Genomic DNA, 23,683 nt, shown 5'->3' with positions numbered 1-23,683 from the left:
GCCATTGGGTTCGCGGCTAGGCATCGGCCGCCGTCGTACAGCATGTCGTGCCCCAAACGTATCCAACCGGTTCGCCCGCATTCGTCTGGGCGTGTCGGCGCGTGTCCATGACCAAGTAGCGCCTGTCGAAGCCTGTCTGAAAACGCGTTGTCGCAACGCCTGCGTTCAGGAGAAGGGAATGATGAAGGCAGCAAAGGCTCGTGCGTGGTTGGCGACGATGGCAGCCGTGGTCCTGATGATGACGGCGTGCTCGCGCGATGGCGACGCGCCTGGAGGCAGGAAGTCGGCGAGGGCCGGGGGCGCATCGGCCTGCACCGCGCCGCAGTACGTGGCCGGCACGGCTTATCAGTCCGGCCAGGAGGTCTCCAACGTCGGCCGCCAGTTTCAATGTTGGACCGACGAAGAGGCGCCGTTGGGGCCGGGCAGTTGGGCCTGGTGCCAACTGCAGGTCTATAACCCCGGTCTGCCGGCCGACAGCGGTGCGGTGAACTGGCCGGAGGCCTGGAAAGACCTGGGTCCCTGCGACGAGGGCGGGTTCGAGGGCAACCGCCTGACCGTGGAATTCGCCGAGCCGGAAACCGACGACTCGCGTGGCGCGCCTTCCGGTAAACACCCGGCGACGATGAGCGGCGTATTGCGTTGCGGCAGCGAGACCGTGCCGATCCGCGCGGTATGGGGCGAGACGCTGAAGATCGACGAGCTCAAGCGCTGCGACTACTCGCTGGTCATGGACGTCGCCGAAGGCTATGCGCCGATGAATGCGCCGCTGATGGTGTCGTTTACCCAGGAGGAGGGCGAACACCTCAGCCGCGTGGTCCGGTATCGTCCGCGAGTCGACATCGCCAAGCTGCGCCCGCTGCCCGGCGTCAAGATCGAGTTGTTCGCCGAGGGCTTGCTGCAGCCGCGGCAGATGGCCCTGGGCAACGGTGTGCTGTACGTCGGTTCCGGTTGGGTGGGCGGGGTATTTCCGCCGCCGCTGTCGAAACTGATCTATGCCTTGCCGCTCGACGCCGGCACCGGCAAACCGAAAGGCGTGCATGTGCTCGCATCGGGCCAACTGGAACCGCACGGGGTCGCGTATCGCGACGGCAGCCTGTTCTATTCCACCGCCGACGCGCTGTATCGCATACCGAATGTCGACGCCAGCTACGACCAGGCCAAGCCGGAGCAGGTGTTGAAGTTCCCCGGCGGCGACACGCCGTTTCCATTGCCGCCGGTCGACGTCGCCCTGGAATGGTTGTACTGGCATCAGAAGCATCCCTTGCGCTTCAACCCGCACGACCCATCCGACAAGGGCCTGTATACCGCGGTCGGCATCCCCTGCAACCTGTGCATGGTGCCGGCGGACCCGCGTTACGGAACCATTCTGCGTTACGACCTGGACAGCAAGCAGGCCACGATCGTCGCCAGGGGCGTACGCAATTCGCTCGGTTTCGACTGGAACCCGGCCACCGGCGATCTATGGTTCAGCGACAACAACCGGCAACACTTCCCCAATGCGGAAGAGGTCAATCGCATCGCCAACGAAGGCGAGCATTTCGGCGTGCCCTATGTGTTCGGCCGCCGTTCGCTCGGCTTCACTGCCGAAGAAGAAAAGGACCCCAGGCTCGCCAACGACGGGCGCTGGCTCGAAGGTCTGCAGTTGTCGGACATTCCGCTTGGCCAGATCGAAGTCGGCCGCTACCGCCCGCCGGCCTTCGAGATCGCTTCCAACTCGGCGCCGCTGGGGGTGAAGTTCTGGAACGGCTATCCGCAACCGGCCGATGCGCAACTGCTGCTGGTGGCGACGCATGCGCTCGGCAGCGTCGACGAGCCGGGCTTGCAACTGCGCATGTTGACGATCAAGAACGACCAGGTGATCCACGAAATCCCCTTGGTCGACGGCTGGTTGCAGGACCGCGCGAGCGCGGACCTCCACTGCATCAAGGGCGGTTGCATCGGCCGGCCGGTGGATTTCCTGGAGCTGCCCGACCACAGCCTGCTGCTGTCCGACGACGTGGCCGGGGCGATCTACCGCATCAGCCGCTACGACCCCAGTGTGGTGCCGGATACCGAGTTGACACTCAGGCCGACGGCGGCGCCGTCGCCGGATATCGCCGCCGAGCGGGTCAGCGGTCATCTGATCGACGCGGCCGGCCACAAGCGGCTGTTCCATGTGGCCTGGGGCAGCGAGCCGATGGCGATCAAGGGACTGGCGCATGGCGACTACCAGGTGCGGCTCAACGACGTCGGCAACTGGATACCGCTCAAGCGTACGAATCATTTCACCCTCTCGGCCGGGCAGAGCAGCCACGCCATCGAGTTGGGGTACCGCGAGCGGCCCGAACACATCGAAGTGCCGATGACCTTGCGTGCGCCGGCCAAGCCGGACGGCGCGGCGGGTGCGCACTGGGTGGTCAAGCTGATCGACGCGAAGGATGCGGTGCGCGAGGTGTCGGTGCCCTGGGGCGGCCAGACCGAGGTCGTACTCGGCTATGGCAGGCACCGGGTGATCTATCCGTATTACCCGACCCACCGCCCGCAGCCGAGCATGGAGAGCGTCGACGTCAACGAGGAGAGCGAGCAGATCGAGCTGCCGCCGATGGCGTATGTCTACGAGGGGAATCTCGGTTTGGCGGTGTTGGAAGACAGCTGCAGCGGCTGTCACGACTCCAAGTTCTTCGACGACCCGAACAAGGCGCATAACTGGGATGCGGCCGGCCGCGAGGCCCTGGTCAAGAAGATCCAGAGCATGAACATCGAGGGACATTGCGACGGCGTCTGCGCCGGCGCGGTGTCCGACTACCTGTTCGATACGGTGTGGAGTGTCTACCTGAGGCCGCAGACGCCGTTCGGCAAGCGTCAGATCCGGCAGCTGACGCCGCATGAGTACGCGAGCAGCGTGCACGACTTGTTCGACGTGACCATCAATCCGGCCAAGCTGCCTGCCGACAAATCCGCCAAGGAATTCAAGTATCCCGGCGAAGCCGACCTTGGCATCCTCCAGGCCGAAGACGTCAAGCGCTATTACGATGCGGCGCTGGAAGTGGCGGGGCAGGTCGAGCCGCAGTCGTTGGGTTATCGCAAGACCGCCGAGGCCGCGACCTTCGTCGGCGAGTTGGGCCACAAGGTGTTCCGCCGCCCGATGACGGCGCCGGAGATCGAGCGCTACGCCGCCTTGCTCGACCAACACGGCCTGCAGGACATGGTCGCCGGCATGCTGCTGTCGCCGCACTTCCTGTATCGCTCCGAGCTCGGCGACGACAGCTACGGCCGGGTCAACGCCTACAAGCTCACCCCCAGCGAAGTGGCGACGGCGCTGTCGTTCACCTTCCTCGGCACTACGCCGAGCCTGGCGCTGCTGCACAAGGCCGAGAGCGGCGGGTTGGCGACGCCCGAGCAGATCGGCGCCGAAGCCGCGACGATGATCGCGACCGAGCGCGGGGTCGAGCAGTTCGTGCGCTTCATCCGCCACTACACCAAGACCGCCGGGGATGTGCAGGAGAAGCCGGGCTTGGGTGGGCCGGTGATCCAGGCCATGCGCGAGGAACAATCCGCCTTCGTGCGCCACGTGCTGTTGAGCGGCGAAAGCACGATGACCGAGTTCTTCGACCCGCGCTACACCTTCCTCAACCAGACTCTGGCCCTGCACTACGGCATCGCCGGCGTGTCCGGCGAGGCGATGCGCAAGGTCGAGGTCGACGACAAGCGCGGCGGCCTGTTGCATCAAGGCCTGACCCAGGCCGCGACTTCGGACTATGTGACGACCTCGCTGGTCAAGCGCGGCATCATGATCCGCGAGCAACTGCTGTGCCGCGAGTTCGGTGCGCCGGTCGAAGCCGACCCGGAGACGCCGACCTTCCCGAACCGGCCGATCAGCACGCGCGAACGCTGGGACCTGGTCAACGGCGAGCACGCTTCCAGCGGCCGTTGCTGGCAATGCCATCGCTTCATGAACGACACCGGTGCGTCGATGGAGCACTACGACGCCGCCGGGCGCTATCGACTCAAGGAACGCGCCTACAACCACGAGCTATTCCCGGGGGAGGTCGACATCGACGCGGCCGGGCCGTTCGTCGACAACGTCGGCCACGGCGACTGGGCGCAGATCCAGGACGTGCGCGACATCGCGAAGCTGATACCGACCAACTCGACCGCGCTGACCTGCATGGCCGACAGCTATTTCCGCTACGCCTTCGGCAACCATTCCGACGCCTTGACCGCCGGCACCATCAAGCAGATGGGCGACGAACTGAAGAGCTCCGGCTCGCTGCGCAAGATGCTGCACGAGTTGGCTATCTCGAACGCCACCCTCTACAAGAAGGAGCGGGACTGAGCATGGACATCCTCAAGAGCCGCCGTCATTTTCTCGCCGGCCTGACCGCCGCCAGCGTGCTCGCGCCGCTGAGCTTGTACGGCCTGGCGCGGATGGCCGTGCGCGGCGAACGCGAAGCGCCGAACCTGAAAGTGGTGTTCTTCGTCACGCCCGACGGCCTGGCGGTGGATTCGTTCACCGGCGGCGGGTTCGGCGACGGCCGCGGTCTGTGGCATCCGGACGCGCAGGGCGACGACACCAGCGACTTCACCCTCGGCGAGGTCAGCCGCGAGCTGGAGGCCTACCGCAATCAGTCGCTGTACCTGCGCGGCACCATCCTCGGGCCGGCCAATACCGGGCACGACGGCTGGAAATGGGTGCTGCGCGACTCCGACAAGAGCAAGACCTCGATCGACAACCTGCTCGCCGCGCAGATGCCGGGCACCGACCCCTCGCTCGGCGCGGTGTTCGCCGGCCCGCACGCCGGCATCGACGGCACCCATTGGGACGTGTCGTGGATCGACAACCGCATGCGCATTCCGCAGAACGATCCCGGATTGCTGTTCGAAAGCATCTTCCGCTCCGCGGCGAGTTCCGGGCGAGGCCAGCAGATCCGCAGCAAGGACGTGTTCGCTCCGGTCTTCACCGACATCCAGGAGTTGAATGCGCGACTGGCCGGCTCGCAGCGCGAGAAGCTCGCCACCCACCTCGACGCCGTCAATAAAGTGGTCAAGGACCTGGAAGACACCCGCCCGCCACTGGAATGCGATCCGCAGCGGCCGGAACACAACCCGATCAATTCGGCCGAGTTCCGCAACCAGGTGCAGGCCGCCCATCACCAGGTCGTGGCTACGGCGCTGGCCTGCGGCGTGGTGCGGGTGGCGACGATCCAGGTCGGTCGCTCGGCCGAGTCGCTGAACATCCTCGACGTCACCAACGACCGCAATCCGCACGACTGCGCCCACCGCTACACCGGCGAGGGGCCGTGGAAGGGCACGCGCCAGTGGTATGCGCGCCAGGTGAAGCTATTCCTCGACGAGTTGGCCAAGCACGCCGACCCGGACGTGCCGACCGACAACCTGCTGCAGCACACGCTGGTGATCTTCACCAGCGAGATGGCCGACGGTGCGCCGGAGCACATGCTCGACATGCCGCTGGTGATGTTGGGTGGGGCGTCCGGCCTGCTCAAGAGCGGCGACGGCCAGGGGCGCTGTCTGAAGATCACCGGACAGGCCGACCGCGACCATCACACCGGCAATCCGGTGATCGGCAAGCGTTTCGTCGACATGCAACGGATCTGGGCTACCGTCGGCAAGGCGGCCGGCGTCGAGGTGCCGTATGCGGGCAACATCGCACCGGTGAGCGGCCTCTTCAGCAACGTCAGCTGAAACTCTCGCCTTGCGGATGGCGGCGGCAAGACGCAGAGATGACGGTCCGATCTGCGTCGATGTGGCATGCACTGCGGCCCCATCGAGTGGCTTGCGGACCGGAATGCATTCGACGGATGGAACGAAACGCCGTCGTGCGGCAACGAAAGGCCGCGTTTGGAATGATGCGCCGCGATCGAAAGCGATGCATTCGACGATCTGCGCGGAATCGTTCCGAGTTCACGATTTGGCCTGGTTTTTACTCTATTTGCGCATGTCGACCCGGTGTTCGTCGCCTTCGTACAGGCCATCGCCGGCGGCGTCGACCGCTGCGTCACCGGCTTCGCCCACGGCAGCAGCGGCATCGGCATCGCCTTTCGCCCTGATCCACCTCGCGCGCGCACTCAACGACGCGAACATGCACGAACTCGCCTTGTGTGCATTGCGACGCGAGGATCGATTGTTCAATCCCGAAATCGGCCTATGGCCGGACACCCGCATGGACGAACCGCAGTACTCGCTGGGTTGGTGCAATGGGGCTGTGGGTTTTTTACTTGCGCGTGCTGAGGCTTGGGACGATCTGGAAGCCTGGCAACGCGAGCATGTGCGCAGTGCGTTCGCGCGTATCGTCGAGTGGTTTGGGCGGTTGGAGGATGATTCGCTGTGTCACGGCACGGTGGGGGGCGCAGTCTGGGGCGGTTGCCGACAAGAGTCACTATTGTTCCGCCTGGAGCCACGATAGCGGCAATCTGGGCCTGATGGTTGGCATATCTGGTGCCAGCTTGGCGCCGTTGCATAAGCAAGGTGCCCATGGCGGGGCCGCGCGCTTGATCTGCCCGCTCACGCTGGTGCAGCTAAGTTATGAATCGTGAGAGTTTGGTTTCAACCCGAAGCGATTACCCGCCACCATGCTGCGCATGATTCCGGCTAGGCGATAGTGGTAACCCGCTGCATTCGACTACCCTAGGGACGTCCATCTCAGTAGGTCTTATATGACACGTTCGTTCGAACTGGTCGAAGAAAAGCTAAGAGAGGCCGAGTATTTCCTAAGGCTGCTCTCGGAGTCTGATCGACACTCACAGGAAGCGAAGTTCTGCTTCAGTGCTTTTGTTTCAGCCTCCCGCAGCGTGACCTTTGCCTTGCAAGCCTGCCTTAAAGGCGTTGAAGGATTCGTTGAATGGTATTCCATCGCCCAGTCTGCTCTTAAAGCCGACCTGCTCGCCCCGCACTTTGTTGAGTTTCGTAACTCCGTTCAAAAAACAGGAGAAAATCCTATTGGCCGGGTCGACCCAGCAAATCTTCGTCACTATCTTGCGGCACAGCTAAACGGCACTGCACCGAGACATGTCCTGGTTCATCCTGCTACGAGAGAGATGATTGATGCAGTGGAGGCATCCGATGCGTACATGACGTCCGTTGCACGCGTAATTTATGACTGTTACATCCACTTTCGCACTATCGTCGATCCTCAGTGGCATTTCACAGAAGATGCGTTTAAGAATGTTGGCAAGACATTCAATGATGCGCTCCAAGAATTAGGGTATCCGCCCTCTTGGAGCGATGCCTTGCCCTTGGGCGTAGATGGCTGGTCGCTACTGCGGAGTCATCTGCCAGATTGCGCCATTAATGACATTTTTCATGCGCGTCTCGGGCAAGTAGTCCTCGGTCCTGACAACTGCCATAAGTAGGCTGAGGCATAACAACTTATTCAAGTCAAAGTCGCTTTTCGGCTCGGCTTATTCAGGCGTTGCATCGGGGTCTGCTTTTGGCTGTGAGCAGTCATTGGAAATCTGATCAGGATCTGCACGTTCTATTATCGATGTCGCGCAGACCGACAGTGATGCTGATCCGTCAGCGAAATCACGCAAAACACAGCAATCCTGCCGTCTACAGGCACATAGGCTTGCCAACTATTTGCCTCGCTTGTGGCAAACACTGAGCCCAAAACAAAACAGCGCGTCACACCGCAAGGTGTAACGCGCTGTCTTGTCTGGATAGGTTGGTGGAGCGGAGGAGGATCGAACTCCCGACCTTCGCATTGCGAACGCGACGCTCTCCCAGCTGAGCTACCGCCCCACTTCGGGGATCGAGTGTAGCGGGCCGCGCTGGGGGGCGCTAGTCCTTGAGTTCAGTCCCTCGTGCTCAGTCCTGCTGGGCCAGCAAGGGGGCGAGGTCGGGCTCCAGCGCGGCGCGGCGCCAGCCGGACAGGGCGTCGGGCCAATCGCCGTGGTCGAGCAGGGCTTCGAGCCAGCGGCGCGAGGCGAGGACGCCGTCGGGCAGGCCGAGGGCGGCGCTGCGGGTGGCCACGGCTTCCTGGAGTTGGCGCAGGCGCTGTTTGTCGCGGGTTTCGGCGACGCCGGCGTCGGGGGTCTGGTCTTCGTCGGCCAGCGGGGTGCTCAGCGCGGTCCAGATGGCGTCGCCGAGTTTGCGCGGGGCCTTGGGGTGGGCGTCGAGCTGGCGCTGCAGGGCGTCGCGGTCGGCCGGGACCTGGCGTGCGATCGAGACGGCGAGTTCGTTGTCGAGAATCCAGCTGCGCGGGCGGTCGCTGTCGCGCGCGTAGGCGTCGCGCCAGCGCAGCAGGCGCACCAGACGGCGTTGCGCGGGGGCGTCGAGAAACTGGGCGCTGCGCATCGACAGATGCGGCCAGCGTTCCGGGGCTTCGTTTTCGGCGTTATGGACGGTGCGGGCGGCGTCTTCGTCGAGCCAGGCGCGGCGGCCGAGCGGGGCGAGCAGGCCGTCGAGGGCGTCGAGCATGGCGAACAGGTGGCGCACGTCGTCGGCGGCGTATTCGAGCTGCGACGGCGAGAGCGGGCGGCGCATCCAGTCCGAGCGGGTCTCGCCCTTGGCCAGGGCGACGCCGGTCAGTTGCTCGACCAGCTTCTGATAGCCCAGGCCGCTGCCGATGCCGGCCAGGGCCGCGGCCTGCTGGGTGTCGAACAGCGGCTTGGGCACCACGCCGCAGGCGTGCTTGAAGGCGACCAGGTCCTCGCTCGGGCTGTGCACGATCTTGAGGATGGCCTCGTCGGCGAGGATCGGCGCCAGCGCTTCGGCGATGCCGGGGCGCAGTGGGTCGACCAGCAGGATCGTCGGCTCGTCCCCGTCGGCGCTTTCGATCGCGATCTGCACCAAGGCCAGCTGCGGCCAGTAAGTGCGTTCGCGGATGAATTCGGTGTCCAGCCCGATGCGTGCGGGCTTGACCTCGAAATGCGCTTGCAGCGCGGCGGGGGTGTTGATCCAGACGGGCATGTTTCGGTTCTTTCGCGTGGCCGGCGTCGAGATTGCCGGGGCGGGCGACAATAGCCTACTTTTCGCGGCGGCGGGTCGCGGCGGAGCGCGGTGGCTTAGGCAGGCCAAGGCACGCAAGCCGGCAGGCCAGGCATTCCGGCCCTCGCAGAGCCGCCGGAGGCCGCAACTGCCTGTGCCGCCACGGTCCGGTCGCATCGCACGCTACGCCACCTGAACATGGCGCCGCGGTCGAAGCGATATGCTGTCCCATCGATCGCCAAGACGGTTCCAGAGAGGTTGCAGGTTGCGCGCATTGATGTGGTCGGGCATCGCCGCGATAGGGCTGCTGGTCGGGTGCACCGATCGGGGCGGGAAGGCGTCGTCGCAGGATGCCGGCGCGCGCGCGCCGATCGTGACGATCAGCGCCGACCAGGCGGTGTCGCCGGTGCCGCCGTGGCGGGCGCCGGCCATCGCGGTCACCGCCGAGAACCTGGAAGACTTGAACAAGCGCGGCGAAGCGGCGCTGACCGCCGGCCGGTTGCATGCCGACGCCGATTCGGCGATCCCGCTCTATCTGGCGCTGCGTACCTACGCGCCGAACGACCGCCGCTTCGCCAAAGGCCTGGACAAGGCGGTGGCCCTGTTGCTGGTCGAGGGCGATACGGCGTTGAAAGGCATCGACGACGACCCTGTGTCCCTGCGCGGCGCGCACGAGGCGGCAGCGGTCGCACGGGTGGCCGCGCCCGAGCATCGCAAGGTGGTGGCCTATCTGGAGCGCGTCGACCGCGCCGACCAGGCCCAGGAGGCCAACCGCCTGGGCGAGGAAGACTTGAACGCCGGCCGGGTCGGCGAGAACGGCAAGGGCGGGGCGCTGGCGCGGTTCCGCGAGGCCTTGGAACTGCGGCCGAACGATGCGCGCGCTTCGCAGGGCATCGCCGCGGCCGAGAGCGCGCTGATCCGGCGCGCCGAGCTCGCCGCCGAACGCGACGATTACGCCAGCGCCGACCGTTGGCTCGCGGCGGCGGCGCAGGTCCGGCCGAAGTTCGATACCGCCTCCACCGCCCAGGGCCGCATCGCCGCGCAGCGGCGGGCGCGGATCGGCGGCCTGCGCGACCAGGGCATCGCCGCGCTGCCGAAGTTCGGCGGTATCGACGTCGCGCGCGGGCATCTGGCGACCTTGCTGCGGATCGCCCCGGCCGGCGACCCGGCCGCGGCCGAACTGCGCGAGCGCATCGAGTTGGCGACCCATTACGGCTTGTTCCGCCCCGGCCAGGTGTTCACCGATGCGATGAACCTGGGCGGGCGCGGGCCGGCGATGGTGGTGATCCCGCACGGCGCGTTCCGGATGGGCGCGGAAACCAGCGAGGCGGGGTCCAGCGACGCCGAGCGGCCGACCCGCAACATCCGTTTCGAGCGCGGCATGGCCATGTCGCGCTATGAGATCACCGTCGGCGAGTTCCGCCGTTTCATGAATTCGACCAAGCATCGCGCACGCGCGGCGCGGCGCGGTTATTCCACCGCCTACGACGAACGCAGCGGCAACCTGGTGCGGCGCGGCGGGGTCGATTGGCGCTCCGATTACGCCGGCAACCCGGCCGCGGACAACCTGCCGGTGGTGCACGTCAGTGCCAAGGACGCGGTGGCCTATGTCGAGTGGCTGTCGGCGATCACCGGCCAGCGCTACCGGCTGCCGAGCGAGGCCGAGTTCGAGTACGCGCTGCGCGCCGGCAGCCAGGGCGCCTATCCCTGGGGCGACGGCTCGCCGCCGGCGCGGGTCGGCAACCTCACCGGCAGCCTCGACGCGTCGCCGAGCCGGCGCCATTGGCGCAACGCCTTCCAGGGCTTCGGCGACGGCGCCTGGGGGCCGATGCCGGTCGGCAGCTATGCGCCCAATGCATTCGGTCTTCACGACATGGCCGGCAATGTCAGCGAGTGGGTGGCCGACTGCTGGCACGACAACTACCGGCGGGCACCGCGCGACGGCGCGGCCTGGTTCAATCCAGGCTGCCGCACGCGGGTGTTGCGCGGCGGTTCCTGGTCGAGCTCGCCGGCGCAGTCGCGCGCGGCGTGGCGGCAGGGCACCAGCGCGGATACCACCAACGGGCGGCTCGGGTTCCGGATCGTGCGGGAAATTTGAGTTCGACCCGTTTGAGTTGGAGCGGCGCGCGGACCCGCGACTGGGTTCATGATGGAATCGCGCCGCGCGCAGGATGCAGGCGGGCAGGGTGGCTGCAGGCTTCGGCCGCGGCCGGTAATCAACGGATCGGGCCTGGGCCCGTGGCAGTGGGGAGTGTGGAGATGAGGATCGATCCCATGGGTGGCGCGAGTCGCGCGCAAGGGCGGCGCGGCTTCGGCGGGTTCCGTTGGTGGATCCTGGTGCTGTTCGCGATCTACGCGGCGTGGTCGTGGTTCGGCAGCGCTCAGACCGACCCCTACACCGGCGAGAAGGCCCATTACGGCGCCAGTGCCGACGAGGAGGTGCAGCTCGGCGCGCAGGCGTTCCAGCAGGTGCTCGGCGACGCCAACTCGCAGCGCGCGCTGTTGCCGGCGAACGCGCCGCAGACCCAGGACGTGCGTGAGGTCGCCCAGCGCCTGATCGAGAAGGTGCCGCAGGTGACCGAGGCATTGGCCACCGCCAACGGCCAGACCGCGCCGACCGACTACCGCAATTTCCAATGGGACGTGGCGGTGATCGATTCGCAGGACGCCAATGCGTTCTGCCTGCCCGGCGGCAAGATGGCGGTCTATACCGGCCTGTTGCCGGTGACCCAGAACGACGACGCGCTGGCGGTGGTGATGGGGCATGAGATCGCGCATGCGCTGTTGCGTCATGGCTCGCAGCGCATGGCCCAGCAGAAGCTGGTGCAGATGGGGCAGATCGCCGCGGGCATGGCGGTCGGCGGCATGGACCCGCAACAGCAGCAGATGGTGATGGGCGCGCTCGGCGCCGGCGCGCAGTACGGGCTGGTGTTGCCGTACGGCCGCAATCACGAGACCCAGGCCGATCAGGTCGGTTTGATGTTGGCCGCGGCGGCTTGTTACGACCCGCGCCAGGCGGTGCCGTTGTGGGAGCGCATGTCGCAGCTTGGCGGCGGTCAGCGCCCGGCGGAGTTCGCCTCGACCCATCCGGACCCGGCCAACCGCATCCAGACCTTGCAGGCGTTGATGCCGAAGGCGCTGCAGTTCTACCAAGCCAATTGCGCGAGCCGGCCGTTGCGTTGAGGAACGGCAACAGCGAGAGCAAATCCCCCCTGGCCCCCCTTTTCCAAAGGGGGGAACAGCAAGCTTTTGCGGAGGGGAGGCGAGATTTGGATGTGTCGGTCGCGAAGGTAGCGCCATGCGTCGTGCGTCATGCGCCACACGCCGACGCAAGCCTCCCGATGCGACCGCGATAATTCGCCCCCTTTGCAAAAGGGGGCTGCGACCTGCGTGGCGCGTGTGCCGGCGAAGTCTGCTGGCGCGGGGGATTTGCTTCGGATCGCGATGATCTTTAGAGCAAGAGCAAATCCCCCCTGGCCCGCCTTTTCCAAAGGGGGGAACGGCAAGCTTTTGCGGAGGGGAGGCGAGATTTGGATATGTCGGTCGCGAAGGTAGCGCCATGCGTCGTGCGTCATGCGCCACACGCCGACGCAAGCCTCCCGATGCGACCGCGATAATTCCGATGCGACCGCGATAATTCGCCCCCTTTGCAAAAGGGGGCTGCGACCTGCGTGGCGCGTGTGCCGGCGAAGTCTGCTGGCGCGGAGGATTTGCTTCGGATCGCGATGATCTTTAGAGCAAGAGCAAATTCCCCCTGGCCCCCCTTTTCCAAAGGGGGGAACGGCAGAGGCAGAGGCGGATTGTTGTGCCGCAACTTCGCCGCAACAAAAAACCGCCTCTCGGCGGTTTTTTGTTGCGGCGATAGCCTGAGCTCTGCAGCCTTTCCCGAATCCCGAATCCCGAATCCCGAATCCCGAATCCCGAATCCCGAATCCCGAATCCCGAATCCCGAGAAAACCTCAGAAACTCATGAACAGCCCCCCATTGACCGGGATGTTGGCGCCGGTGATGAAGCCGGCGTCGTCGGCGGTCAGGAATTCGACGGTGCGGGCGATTTCGCTGGGCTTGCCCAGGCGGCCCACCGGGACGCTGTCGACGATGCGGCTGCGGATGTCTTCGGGCACCGCCATGACCATCGCGGTCTCGCAATAGCCCGGCGACACCGAGTTGACGGTGACGCCCTTGCGCGCCACTTCGCGCGCCAGGGCCATGGTGAAGCCGTGCATGCCGGCTTTCGCCGCGGAGTAGTTGGTCTGGCCGAACTGGCCGGTCTGGCCGTTGACCGAGCTGATGTTGACGATGCGGCCGAAGCCGCGCTCGGTCATGCCGTCGACAGCGTGGCGGCACAGGTTGAATACGCCGTCGAGGTTGACGCCGAGGACGTCGTCCCAGGCGCGCTTGTCCATCTTGCGCAGGCTGCCATCGCGGGTGATGCCGGCGGCGTTGACCAGGATGTCGATGCCGCCGTCGTCGCCGACGATGCGCTCGATGGCCGCGCCGCAGTCGTCGTAGTCGGCGACATTGGCCGCTTCGAAGCGGATGTCGAGCTCGCGGGTAAGCTCGGCGAATTCGGCGATGCGTTCCTCGCGCGTGCCCAGGTCGAGGGCGACGACGCGACGGCCGGCACGGGCCAGCGAGAGGCAGATCTCGGTGCCGAGACCGCCGATGCCGCCACTGACGACGGCGATGCGTTTGTTCATGGAATCCCTATCTCATGCGAATGGCGCGGAGCGTGCACGCGCCCGGCCGTCCCCCGACGGCCAATGGCCAACAGCTGCATCAATGAACTGCGGGCAATGAACTGCCAGCGATAACTGCGAGCGATGAACCGCACGATCACCGGCCCGCGTTGGGCCGCCGACCGGCGCGCAACAAAAAAGCGCGGCTCAACGCTCGCGCTTGTCGGTCTTCTGCTTCGGCGTCGTGGGCTGGCCTACGTTGCCGGACAGGTTTTGCTGAAACTCTTTCCACAAGGTCAGATTGCGCTCGGTGAGCTGGTTCATCATCGCCCAGGGCGTCTGCCCGAGCATGCCGCCCATCTGGTTGCGGAACTGTTGCTGCTGATCCAGGAACACCTGCATGGAGCGTTCCAGGTAGTTGCCCATGAAGCCCTGCAGCGAGTCGCCGTAGAACCGGATGATCTGGCTCAGCAACTGCGTGGACAGCACCGGCTCGCCGTCTTGCTCGTGTTCGGAAATGATCTGCAGCAGGACCTGGCGGGTCAGGTCGTCGCCGGAGCGCGCATCGCGGACCTCGAATTCTTCGCCATCGACGATCAGCTGCCGTACGTCTTCGATGGTGATGTAGCTGGAGATCTCCGTGTCGTACAGACGACGGTTCGGATACTTCTTGATAATTCGGGTCGAGGCCATGGAGCTTTGGCTCTAAAACGTGGTGCCTTGCAGCATGGCTCAGGGCGCAAGGGCTTGCAACAGGTACGGCGCTCCGGGCTGCGCCGCCCGTCGCGGAGGCTGCAAGTGCAGCGTTTCGGCGGCCTGGACGATGCCGCGCAGGACCCGTTGCGGGGTTGCGGAGGGCGGCGGTCAGGGCGATTGCGCGGCGCGGCCGCGGCGGCGTTGCGTCGAAGCGGGAAGGCGGGCCCGCTCGTATGCCGGAGCCGGAGACCCTGAACAGGTCTCCGGCGCGGCGCGGGTCTTTACTAGCCCCCAGCTTTACTTGGCCCCGGTCCCTACCAACCCATGTACTGGCCGCCGTTGGCGGACAGGTTGGCGCCGGTGATCCAGCTGGCTTCGTCGGGGATGAAGAAACCGACCGCGTAGGCGATCTCGTCCGGCGTGCCGAGGCGGCCGGTCGGGATCTGGGCGACGATCTTGTTGCGCACGTCCTCGGGCACGGCCATGACCATGTCGGTGCCGATGTAGCCCGGCGAGACGGTGTTGACGGTGATGCCGAACTTCGCGTTTTCCTGCGCCAGCGAAATCGTGAAGCCGTGCATGCCGGCCTTGGCCGCGGCGTAGTTGGCCTGGCCGTACTGACCCTTCTGGCCGTTGATCGAGCTGATCTGCACGATCCGGCCCCACTTGCGCTCGCGCATGCCCTCGATCACCGGGCGGGTGACGTTGAAGCAGGAGTTGAGGTTGGTGGCGATGACCTCGCTCCACTGCTGCGAGGTCATGCGGTGGAAGGTGGAGTCGCGGGTGATGCCGGCGTTGTTGACCAGGATGTCGACCGGGCCGAGCTGGGACTCGACGCCGCGGATCAGGGCTTCGGCCTGTTCCGGCGAGGACACGTCGCCGCTGGCGATCGCCACGTCGATGCCGAGTTCCTTCATCTGCGCCTGCCAGGCGCGGCCCTTGGCTTCGTCTCGATAGTTGGTCGCTACCTTGTGGCCCATCTTGGCGAGGCGTTGGACGATCGAGGTGCCGATGCCACCGGTACCGCCGGTGACGAGTGCAACGCGTGACTGCATCTGTACTCTCCTTGACCGCGACCGCGCGGTCTCGGACCGATTCTAGACAGCATTCGTCAAAGGGTCGTTGTGCATCGCGGCGAGAGGCTTAGCACATTTCGGAATCTGTGCCGGACTAAACGAAACCTGTGCGCGTTCGAGCAGTTCCGTGACAGTCGCTACCGTGTCCAGGGCCTGCGGATCCTGGCCGAGGCCGCGCCAGGCGGTGCGCAGCGCGGGCAGGGGATCGCCGGCATCGACCGGCTGGGCGGCGTCGGACTTGGACAGTTTGCGGCCCTGCGCGTCGAGCAGCAGCGGCAAATGCGCATAGCGCGGCGTCGGCAGGCCGAGCGCCGCTTGCAAGAGGATCTGGCGTGGCGTCGAGTCGAGCAGGTCGGCGCCGCGCACGACGTCGCTGATGGTTTGCGCGGCATCGTCGACGACGACTGCGAGTTGGTAGGCCCAGTAGCCGTCGGCGCGGCGCAGGACAAAGTCGCCGACGTCGCCGGCGACGTCCTGCGATTGCGCGCCAAGCAAGGCGTCGTCGAACCCGACCACCGCGCCGTCGGCGACGCGCAGGCGCACCGCCGGTTGCGGCGCGGCGCGGCCGCGGCGCGGCGCGTGCGCGACGCAGCGGCGGTGGATGCCGTGGCTCGCCGCGAGGTCGCTGCGGCTGCAATGGCAGAAGAACGCGCGGCCTTCGTCGAGCAGGCGGTCGAGCGCGGCCTGGTAGAGGACGCCGCGCGCGCTCTGGCGCACGATCGCCTCATCGCTGCGCAGGCCGAACGCCGCGAGCGTGCGCAACTGTCGTTCGACCGCGCCGGGAACTTCGCGCGGCGGGTCCAGGTCTTCGATACGGACCAGCCAGGCGCCGCGGTGATGGCGGGCGAGCAGCCAACTGCCGAACGCGGCCAGCAGCGAGCCCGGATGCAGGTCGCCGGTCGGCGAGGGCGCAAAGCGGCCCCGGTACGGCGTGTCCGTCCGGTCAGGCGCAGCGGTCGGTGAAGGATGTCCGGACAATGAACGAGCGCTCTGGCTGGGACGGGTTATAGCGGGATTCTCGTTGAATTAACGGCGTCTTCGCCACATTTGACCAATGCGGCGATCGCGCCGCACATGAGGACAGGCGGCGGCGATGCCGCCCTGGACAGGGACGTCGACTGAAGCTGCGCACGGTGCGCGGTAAGACAGAGCCCGTACGTCCATGTTCAAACGCATAGCCCTTTTCCTGGCCACCAACCTGGCCGTGCTGATCCTGCTCGGCATCGTCATGTCGGTGCTGCAGAACGTCTTCGGCATCCGCCTGGGCAACAACGGCGGCATCCTGGTGATGGCGGCGGTGTTCGGTTTCGGCGGCTCGCTGATTTCGCTGCTGATGTCGAAGTGGATCGCCAAGCGCGCGACCGGCGCCTACGTGATCGAACAGCCGCGCAACGAGACCGAGCAGTGGTTGGTCGCGACCGTGCGCCGCCAGGCCGAAGCGGCCGGCATCGGCATGCCCGAGGTCGCGATCTACGACGCCCCGGAAATCAACGCGTTCGCCACCGGCGCCAACCGCAACTCGGCGCTGGTCGCGGTGTCGACCGGGCTGATGCGGGCGATGAGCCGCGACGAAGCCGAAGCGGTGCTCGCCCACGAGGTCAGCCACGTCGCCAACGGCGACATGGTGACGATGGCCTTGATCCAGGGCGTGCTGAACACCTTCGTGCTGTTCGCCGCGCGCATCGTCGGCGGCTGGATCGACGCGATGCTCGGCGGTCAGCGCGAGTCGCGCGGCCCCGGCCTCTTCTACTTCCTGGTGGTGATGGTGCTGGACGTGGTGTTCGGCTTGATCGCCAGCATGATCGCGATGGCGTTCTCGCGTTACCGCGAGTTCCGCGCCGACGCCGGCGGTGCGCAGTTGGCCGGCCGCGACAAGATGATCGCGGCGCTGCAGCGGTTGTCGCAGACCTATGGGCAGAGCACCTTGCCGAACCAGGTGCAGGCGTTCGGCATCAGCGGCGCGGTCGGGCATGGGTTTTCGCGCTTGATGCGCAGCCATCCGCCGCTGGAGGAACGCATCGAGGCGCTGCGCAATGCGCCGGAGCAGCGTTCGAGCGGCCGCGCGGTGGTGCGCTGAGGTCGGTGCGATAGGTGGCAGTTGCGCGGCTTAGAGCAAGAGCAAATCCCCCCTGGCCCCCCTCACCAAAGGGGGGAACAGCAACGGCGACACGGCAAGGGCGGGTTGTTTGCCGCAACTTCGACGACAAAAAAACCGCCTTTCGGCGGTTTTTTTGTTGCGGCGACAATATGGAGCCTTCAGCCTTTTCCCGAGTCCCGAGTCCCGAGTCCCGAGTCCCGAGTCCCGAGTCCCGAGTCCCGAGTCCCGAGTCCCGAGTCCCGAGTCCCGAGTCCCAAGTCCCGAGTCCCGAGTCCCAAGTCCCAAGTCCCGAACTACTGGAAGTCGTAATCCATGTCCGGCCCGGCAGCGGCCAGGAAATGGCCCTGGGCGTAGTCGATGCCGGCACCGAACAGCAGGCTCATGCTGGCGGCGTCCTGGACGAATTCGGCGATGGTCTGCCGGCCCAGTTCGCGCGCTTTCTCGGCGATTTCGCGCACGCGCTGCTGGTGGTCGGGGTTGGAGGTCAGGTCGATCATGTAGCCGCGATCGATCTTGAGGAAGGCGGCGTCGAAGTGATTGAGCAACTGGAACGAGTTGAGGCCGGCGCCGAACTGCTCCAGGCCGACGCGTACGCCGTACTGGGAGATGCGCGACTGCAGTTCCTGGGCGGCGCGCAGGTTGGTGAAGACCTTGGACTCGGGCAGTTGCAGCACCAGCAGCTTGCCGTCGGCGCCGTACTTGGCCAGTTGCTCGACCACGTGCTGGATCAGGCTTTCGTCCTGTAGCGAGGCCTGGGTGATCTTGACCAGCAAGGTGGTGCGGCGGCCCTGGCGCATGCGTTCGCCGATGACCTGGATGGCCTTGCCGACCACCCAGCGGTCGATTTCCCACAGCAGGCCGTGTTCTTCGGCGATCTGCAGGAACGACAACGGTTGCACCAGCTCGCCGCCGACTTCGCCCGAGGGGCTGTTCTGCATGCGCAGGTAGGCCTCGTACATCTCCATCGGTTCGCCGTGCAGATTGATCAGCGGCTGGTAGTTCATGACGAAGCGGTCGGCGTCGAGGGCGTCGCGGATGCGTCCGACCCAGGCGGCGATGCGTTCTTCCTCGGCGCGGTCGGCCGCGCCGGGGTCGAACAGCTCGGTGCGGTTGCCGCCGACGTCGCTGGCCGACTGCAGGCACTGGCTGGCCTTGCCGAGCACCGCGGTGATGCTGGCGATCTTCTCGCCGATCTGCACGCCGCCGACGCTGGCGGTGGCGCTCAGCGACAGGCTGTCGGTCTCCAGCACGTGGTCGGCGAACGCCGCGCGGATGCCTTCGGCGAGGTTGGAGGTGTGCATATGGTCGCTGTGCCGGGTCAGCACCGCGAACTGGTGCTCGCCGAACCGCGCGGCAATGTCGTCCGGGCCGATCGCCGCGCGCAGGCGCTCGCCGCAGGCGGCGATGAGCTGGTCGGCCTGGTCCAGGCCGATTTCCTGCAACAGCTGGTTGTAGTGGTCGGGCTCGAGCAGCAGCAGGCCATGGTGGGCCGAGTTCTGCGCCGCGTCGGACACCGCGTCTTCGAGCGCGCGCAGGAAGGTGGCGCGGTTGAGCAGGCCGGTGACCTGGTCGCGCTGACGCAGCGCTTCCACTTCGCGGGCGAGTTCGGGGTCGATCTCCTGGCGGCGCAGCACCACCTGCAGGCAGTGTTCGCCTTCGTAGGTGGCCGCGGTGAACTCCATGACCGCCGGGAAGGCGTTGCCGTCGAGCGCGCGGGCCTGGGTCTCGTAGCTCGGCGGCGGCGCCTCGCCCTTGCTGAGCTGCTTGAGCAATTGCTTGAAGCCGTCGACCTGGGACGGCGCGACCAGGTCGAGCAGGGACATGCCTTCGATGTCCTCGAAGGACTCGAAGCCGAAGATTTCCAGGTACGCGGCATTGGCACGGATGTGCATGCCTTCGTGGATGTAGGCGATCGGGTCGCGCGAGGAATCGATCAGCGCGTCGCAGCGGCGCTCGGTCTCGCGGACCTGGGCCTCGAGGCGGCGCAGCGAGCGGCGCGCTTCCAGGTCGGCCCATTCGGCGCGTACCGCGTTCTGCACGTGGGCGACGTTGGAGCGCAGCACCACGCCGCGCGCACCGATCTCCAGCGCGCCGAGCAGGGCGGCGTCGTCGATCGATTCCAACAGCACCAGCACCGGCAGGTCCTTGCCGCTGGCGTCGACGCTCTGCATCAGCTTGGCCAGCGAGACGTTGCGCGAGTTGCGCGCCGCCAACACCAGGTCCGGTGGATGCTGCAGGATCAGTGCGGCGACTTCCTGTTCGTTTTCCGGCCGTGTCGGCCGTACCGCGATGCCGCTGTTGCGTAGCCCGCTGACGATGGCCTCCGCCGCCTCGACGCTGTCGTCGACGATCAACAAGCGCAGCACCATGTCTTTGCCGAATTGCATTGACCACCTCCGTGGGCCGGTTTTATGACATGAAGCGCCGGCCTCGTCCATGCAAGGTCGAGAATCTGTGACCCGTTGAGGAGTTCGATCGCGCCGCGGACGTACGCCGCGGGCGCTTCCGCGTCCGCGTACGGCTCCTCGGCGTTCCCCAATCAAACCCCAACCAGATTACAACCTTACAACGGACGCTTGCCCGGGTCGCCTGCCACTTCTCGCACCAGCTTGGGCACCAGGTAGCCCGACAGGCGCGCGGCCAGCTGCCGGTGCAGCTCGCGGGCGCGCTCGTCGGCGATCTCGAAATGGGCCGAACCCTGGACCCGGTCGAGCTGGTGCAGGTAATAGGGCAGCACGCCGGCGGCGTAGCTGCGCTCGCTGAGCGCGGCCAGGGCCTCGACGCTGTCGTTGACGCCGCGCAGCAACACCGCCTGATTGAGCAAGGTCGCGCCGCTGGCGCGCAGGCGCCGCATCGCCGCGTCGACCTCGGCGTCGAATTCCTGGGCGTGGTTGGCGTGCAGCACCACCGCCACCGGCCACGGCAGGCGTTCGAGCCAGGTCTGCAGGGCGGCGTCGACGCGCTCGGGCAGGACCACCGGCAGGCGGGTATGGATGCGCAGGCGCTTGAGGTGAGGGACCTGGGCCAGGGCCTCGCTCAGCTCTTCGAGCTTCGGCGTGGCCAGCGACCAGGGGTCGCCGCCGGACAGGATGACCTCGTCGATACCGGTGTCGGCGCCGATCGCGGCGACCGCGTCGCGCCAGCCGCCGGCCGCGGCGGTTTCCTCGGCATAGGGAAAGTGACGGCGGAAGCAGTATCGGCAGTGGATCGCGCAACTGCCGGTGGCGATCAGCAGGGCCCGTCCGTTGTACTTGCGGATCACGCCATGGCCGGCCTTGGCCGCGTCGTCGCCGACCGCGTCGAGGCTGAAACCCGGCATCGGCCGCAGTTCGTCGTCCAGCGGCAGGACCTGGCGCAGCAGCGGGTCGTGCGGGTCGCCGTGGCGCATGCGCGCGACGAAACCGCGCGGTACCCGCAGCGGGAACTGCGCCGCGGCCTCGTCCGACAGCGCCAGGGCCGCGTCGGACAGGCCGAGCAGGGCCAGCAGCTCGCGCGGATCGCGCACCGCCTCGCGCCACAGCGCCTGCCAGCGAGCGCCCGCGGCCGGCGGGCCGGCGGTTGCGCTCGCGGGCGTGGGGGCCTGCTGTAAGGAGGCTTGAGCAGCGGGTATCATGCAGGGCTAGCCTTCAGGGTTCCGATTACGGCGCCCGGGTCCCGCCGCCGCGGTGAATCGCAGCGGATGGGCCGGCGCAGCCCGACATTCTAGCCTTCCGCCGCCACAGGCAGGTCCCTCGCATCGCGGACCCCTGGGCTCGCCGCAGGCCGGCCCGGGACCGCGCCGGACGACGGCCGCGGCCACCGCCGACCCGCCCGGTGCGGGGGTGACCGGAACCCCAACGCAACGCCACACTCATTATTCGCAGGAGTTTCAGCATGGCCAGCTATGGCATGAACGACGTCAAGAACGGGATGAAGATCCTCGTCAACAACGATCCTTGCGTCATCACGGATACCGAGTACGTCAAGCCGGGCAAGGGCCAGGCCTTCACCCGCGTGAAGTACCGCAGCATCAAGTCCGGCCGCGTGGTCGAAATGACCATGAAGGCGACCGACGACCTCGAGGCCGCCGACGTCGTCGACACCGACATGCAATACCTCTACAGCGACGGCGAGTACTGGCACTTCATGAACCCGGAAAGCTTCGAGCAGGTCCAGGCCGACAAGTCGGGCATGGGCGGCGCGGAGAAGTGGCTCAAGGGCGAGGAAGCCTGCGTGGTGACGCTGTGGAACGGCGTGCCGATCATGGTCCAGCCGCCGAACTTCGTCGAACTGAAGATCGTCGAGACCGACCCGGGCGTGCGCGGCGATACCTCGGGCGGCGGCGGCAAGCCGGCGACCCTGGAAACCGGTGCGGTGGTGCGCGTGCCGCTGTTCGTCAGCCAGGACGAGATCATCAAGGTCGACACCCGTTCGGGCGAGTACTTCAGCCGCGCCAAGTAAGTTATTAGTGTTGGGCTGCGGCCGCGATGGCGACCGCAGCCTGGCCGCAGCCTGGCCGCAGCGCCGGCCGGGCGCCTTGCCTGGGTTGCGGTCGCGATCGGCAAAGTCGGCTGTAACCCGGCCAGCCCACAATGAGGTCCGGTGCGAAAAGGTCCGGTGCGAACCGGGCCTGCGGGCCGCACGGCGCCATGCCGCCGGCCTGGCGGCAAGCACCGGAGCCTGCCGGACCGGTGCCCCACAGCCTTACGAGCGAGCGCATATGACCCACGAACACCCGCCCATCGCCTGCGACCTGTTGATCGAAGCGGGCTGGGTGGTGCCGGTCGAGCCGCATGCGGTGGTGCTCGAAGACCACGCCGTGGCGATCAAGGACGGCGTCATCGTCGGTCTGCTGCCGACCGCCGAGGCGCGCACGCGCTACGCCGCGGCGCAGACGGTGTCGCGGCCCGAGGCCGCGCTGATCCCGGGCCTGGTCAACGCCCACACCCACAACCCGATGACCCTGCTGCGCGGGATCGCCGACGACCTGCCGTTGATGGAATGGCTGCAAGGCCACATCTGGCCGGTCGAAGCGGCGGTGATCGGGCCGCAGTTCGTCGAAGACGGCATCACCCTGGCGATCGCCGAGATGCTGCGCGGCGGCACCACCTGCGCCAACGAAAACTATTTCTTCCCCGACGTGCAGGCCGCGGTCTACAAGCGCCACGGTTTCCGCGCCCGGGTCGGCCTGCCGGTGATCGATTTCCCGACCGCCTGGGCCAAGAGCTCCGACGAATACTTCGACCGCGCCGGCGAAGTGCACGACCTGTGGCGCGACGACGCCCTGGTCGCGACCGCGTTCGCGCCGCATGCGCCGTACACGGTCAGCGATGCGAATTTCGAACGCATCCGCATGCTCGCCGACCAGCTCGACCTGCCGATCCACCTGCACACCCACGAGACCGCGCAGGAAGTGGCCGACTCGATCAAGCTGCACGGCCAGCGACCGCTCGCGCGCCTGGACCGGCTGGGCCTGGTCAGCGACCGCCTGATCGCGGTGCACATGACCCAGCTCACCGACGCCGAGATCGCCTTGTGCGCCGAGCGCGGCGTCAGCGTGGTGCACTGCCCTGAATCCAACCTCAAGCTGGCCTCGGGCTTCTGCCCGGCGTGCAAGCTGGAGCAGGCCGGGGTCAACCTGGCGATCGGCACCGACGGCTGCGCCAGCAACAACGACCTCGACATGTTCGGCGAAACCCGCACCGCGGCCTTGCTGGCCAAGGCGGTCGCCAACGACGCTTCGGCCCTGGACGCGTTCAAGTCGCTGCGCGCGGCCACCCTCGGCGGCGCCAGGGCGCTCGGCTTCGAAGCCAAGATCGGCTCGATCGAGATCGGCAAGCAGGCCGACCTGGTCTGCGTCGACCTCGGCCAGCTCGAAACCCAGCCGGTGCACCACGTGGTCTCGCAGCTGATGTATGCGACCGGCCGTCACCAGGTCAGCGACGTGTGGATCGCCGGGCGCAGCAAGCTGCGCCAGCGCGAACTGATCGACATGGACACCGCGGCCCTGGTCGCGAACGCCCGGCAATGGCGCGAACGCATCGCGACGATCCGGCGCTGAGCGCGATCGCCGCGACGCGATCGCCACCGGGCGCTGTCGCCGTGCGCTGGCGCGGCCTCGACGGCGCATCGGCGGCGCTTGCTTCACACTATCGACCCACACGCCGCGGGCCCGGCCCGCGCCACGCCGGACCGATCCTCGCCCGCGCATCGCGCGGGCAGGGCGGTCC

16 protein-coding genes and 1 tRNA gene are annotated in these 23,683 nt (G+C 66.8%); 9 read left to right on the top strand and 8 right to left on the bottom strand.

The window, feature by feature from the left end; translation table 11 throughout:
* The first annotated feature begins 178 nt into the window (after positions 1–178).
* The 4 genes from ACTOWK_RS17170 (at position 179) to ACTOWK_RS17155 (ending at position 7,349) form a co-directional block, all read left to right on the top strand.
* Positions 179–4,315, top strand: a complete 4,137-nt coding sequence (locus ACTOWK_RS17170) for a DUF1592 domain-containing protein (protein ID WP_441331320.1) — start codon at positions 179–181, stop codon at positions 4,313–4,315.
* Between the two features lie 2 nt (positions 4,316–4,317).
* On the top strand, positions 4,318–5,682 hold the full coding sequence (locus tag ACTOWK_RS17165) for a DUF1552 domain-containing protein (RefSeq protein ID WP_441331319.1): 1,365 nt from the start codon (positions 4,318–4,320) through the stop codon (positions 5,680–5,682).
* A 184-nt stretch (positions 5,683–5,866) separates the two neighbouring features.
* Positions 5,867–6,403: a lanthionine synthetase LanC family protein gene (locus tag ACTOWK_RS17160; RefSeq protein WP_441331318.1), complete on the top strand. Its 537-nt coding sequence runs from the start codon at positions 5,867–5,869 to the stop codon at positions 6,401–6,403.
* Between the two features lie 250 nt (positions 6,404–6,653).
* Entirely contained in the window at positions 6,654–7,349 is a 696-nt protein-coding gene (locus ACTOWK_RS17155; protein WP_441331317.1) for a hypothetical protein, read from the top strand.
* Positions 7,350–7,661: 312 nt separating this feature from the next.
* Here ACTOWK_RS17155 and ACTOWK_RS17150 read toward each other — a convergent pair.
* Together ACTOWK_RS17150 and rnd are read right to left on the bottom strand one after the other, a co-directional pair.
* A tRNA-Ala gene (locus ACTOWK_RS17150) sits at positions 7,662–7,737 on the bottom strand.
* 66 nt (positions 7,738–7,803) lie between these two features.
* Complete coding sequence (gene rnd / locus ACTOWK_RS17145; protein ID WP_441331316.1) at positions 7,804–8,907, bottom strand: ribonuclease D; 1,104 nt, start codon at positions 8,905–8,907, stop codon at positions 7,804–7,806.
* 391 nt (positions 8,908–9,298) lie between these two features.
* On the opposite strand from rnd, the gene ACTOWK_RS17140 reads away from it, so the two are divergent.
* Positions 9,299–11,023, top strand: coding sequence for an SUMF1/EgtB/PvdO family nonheme iron enzyme (locus ACTOWK_RS17140; RefSeq protein ID WP_441331315.1), 1,725 nt, complete (start codon positions 9,299–9,301; stop codon positions 11,021–11,023).
* A 161-nt stretch (positions 11,024–11,184) separates the two neighbouring features.
* Positions 11,185–12,108 (top strand): M48 family metallopeptidase, encoded by a 924-nt coding sequence (locus ACTOWK_RS17135; RefSeq protein ID WP_441331314.1) that lies wholly within the window; start codon positions 11,185–11,187, stop codon positions 12,106–12,108.
* Positions 12,109–12,884: 776 nt separating this feature from the next.
* Here the strand turns inward: ACTOWK_RS17135 and phbB (ACTOWK_RS17130) are convergent.
* The 4 genes from phbB (ACTOWK_RS17130) to gluQRS all read right to left on the bottom strand — a co-directional run bounded on the left by phbB (ACTOWK_RS17130) (position 12,885) and on the right by gluQRS (position 16,354).
* Positions 12,885–13,625, bottom strand: coding sequence for an acetoacetyl-CoA reductase (gene phbB / locus ACTOWK_RS17130; RefSeq protein WP_408950312.1), 741 nt, complete (start codon positions 13,623–13,625; stop codon positions 12,885–12,887).
* 186 nt (positions 13,626–13,811) lie between these two features.
* Positions 13,812–14,297 (bottom strand): polyhydroxyalkanoate synthesis repressor PhaR, encoded by a 486-nt coding sequence (gene phaR, locus ACTOWK_RS17125; protein ID WP_036147922.1) that lies wholly within the window; start codon positions 14,295–14,297, stop codon positions 13,812–13,814.
* A 317-nt stretch (positions 14,298–14,614) separates the two neighbouring features.
* Positions 14,615–15,355: an acetoacetyl-CoA reductase gene (gene phbB, locus ACTOWK_RS17120; protein WP_057918483.1), complete on the bottom strand. Its 741-nt coding sequence runs from the start codon at positions 15,353–15,355 to the stop codon at positions 14,615–14,617.
* 42 nt (positions 15,356–15,397) lie between these two features.
* Positions 15,398–16,354, bottom strand: coding sequence for a tRNA glutamyl-Q(34) synthetase GluQRS (gene gluQRS, locus ACTOWK_RS17115; protein ID WP_441331313.1), 957 nt, complete (start codon positions 16,352–16,354; stop codon positions 15,398–15,400).
* A gap of 184 nt (positions 16,355–16,538) precedes the next feature.
* Between gluQRS and htpX the strand changes: the two genes are divergently transcribed.
* Positions 16,539–17,453 (top strand): protease HtpX, encoded by a 915-nt coding sequence (gene htpX / locus ACTOWK_RS17110; protein ID WP_441331312.1) that lies wholly within the window; start codon positions 16,539–16,541, stop codon positions 17,451–17,453.
* Between the two features lie 314 nt (positions 17,454–17,767).
* Here htpX and ACTOWK_RS17105 read toward each other — a convergent pair whose 3' ends face one another.
* Positions 17,768–19,861 (bottom strand): EAL domain-containing protein, encoded by a 2,094-nt coding sequence (locus tag ACTOWK_RS17105; protein ID WP_441331311.1) that lies wholly within the window; start codon positions 19,859–19,861, stop codon positions 17,768–17,770.
* Between the two features lie 176 nt (positions 19,862–20,037).
* Positions 20,038–21,087 carry an EF-P beta-lysylation protein EpmB gene (gene epmB / locus ACTOWK_RS17100; protein ID WP_441331310.1) on the bottom strand — a complete coding sequence of 350 codons (1,050 nt, stop codon included), beginning with the start codon at positions 21,085–21,087 and terminating at the stop codon, positions 20,038–20,040.
* Positions 21,088–21,347: 260 nt separating this feature from the next.
* On the opposite strand from epmB, the gene efp reads away from it, so the two are divergent.
* Both efp and ACTOWK_RS17090 read left to right on the top strand, forming a co-directional pair.
* Entirely contained in the window at positions 21,348–21,914 is a 567-nt protein-coding gene (gene efp / locus ACTOWK_RS17095) for an elongation factor P (RefSeq protein ID WP_441331309.1), read from the top strand.
* 259 nt (positions 21,915–22,173) lie between these two features.
* Positions 22,174–23,514, top strand: coding sequence for a TRZ/ATZ family hydrolase (locus ACTOWK_RS17090; protein WP_441331308.1), 1,341 nt, complete (start codon positions 22,174–22,176; stop codon positions 23,512–23,514).
* Positions 23,515–23,683: the final 169 nt, after the last annotated feature.

This window comes from Lysobacter sp. CA196 (assembly GCF_052078695.1).
Taxonomy (GTDB): domain Bacteria; phylum Pseudomonadota; class Gammaproteobacteria; order Xanthomonadales; family Xanthomonadaceae; genus Lysobacter.
Note: the sequence above shows the minus strand (reverse complement) of the source record. Positions and strands in the feature narration are given on the sequence as shown.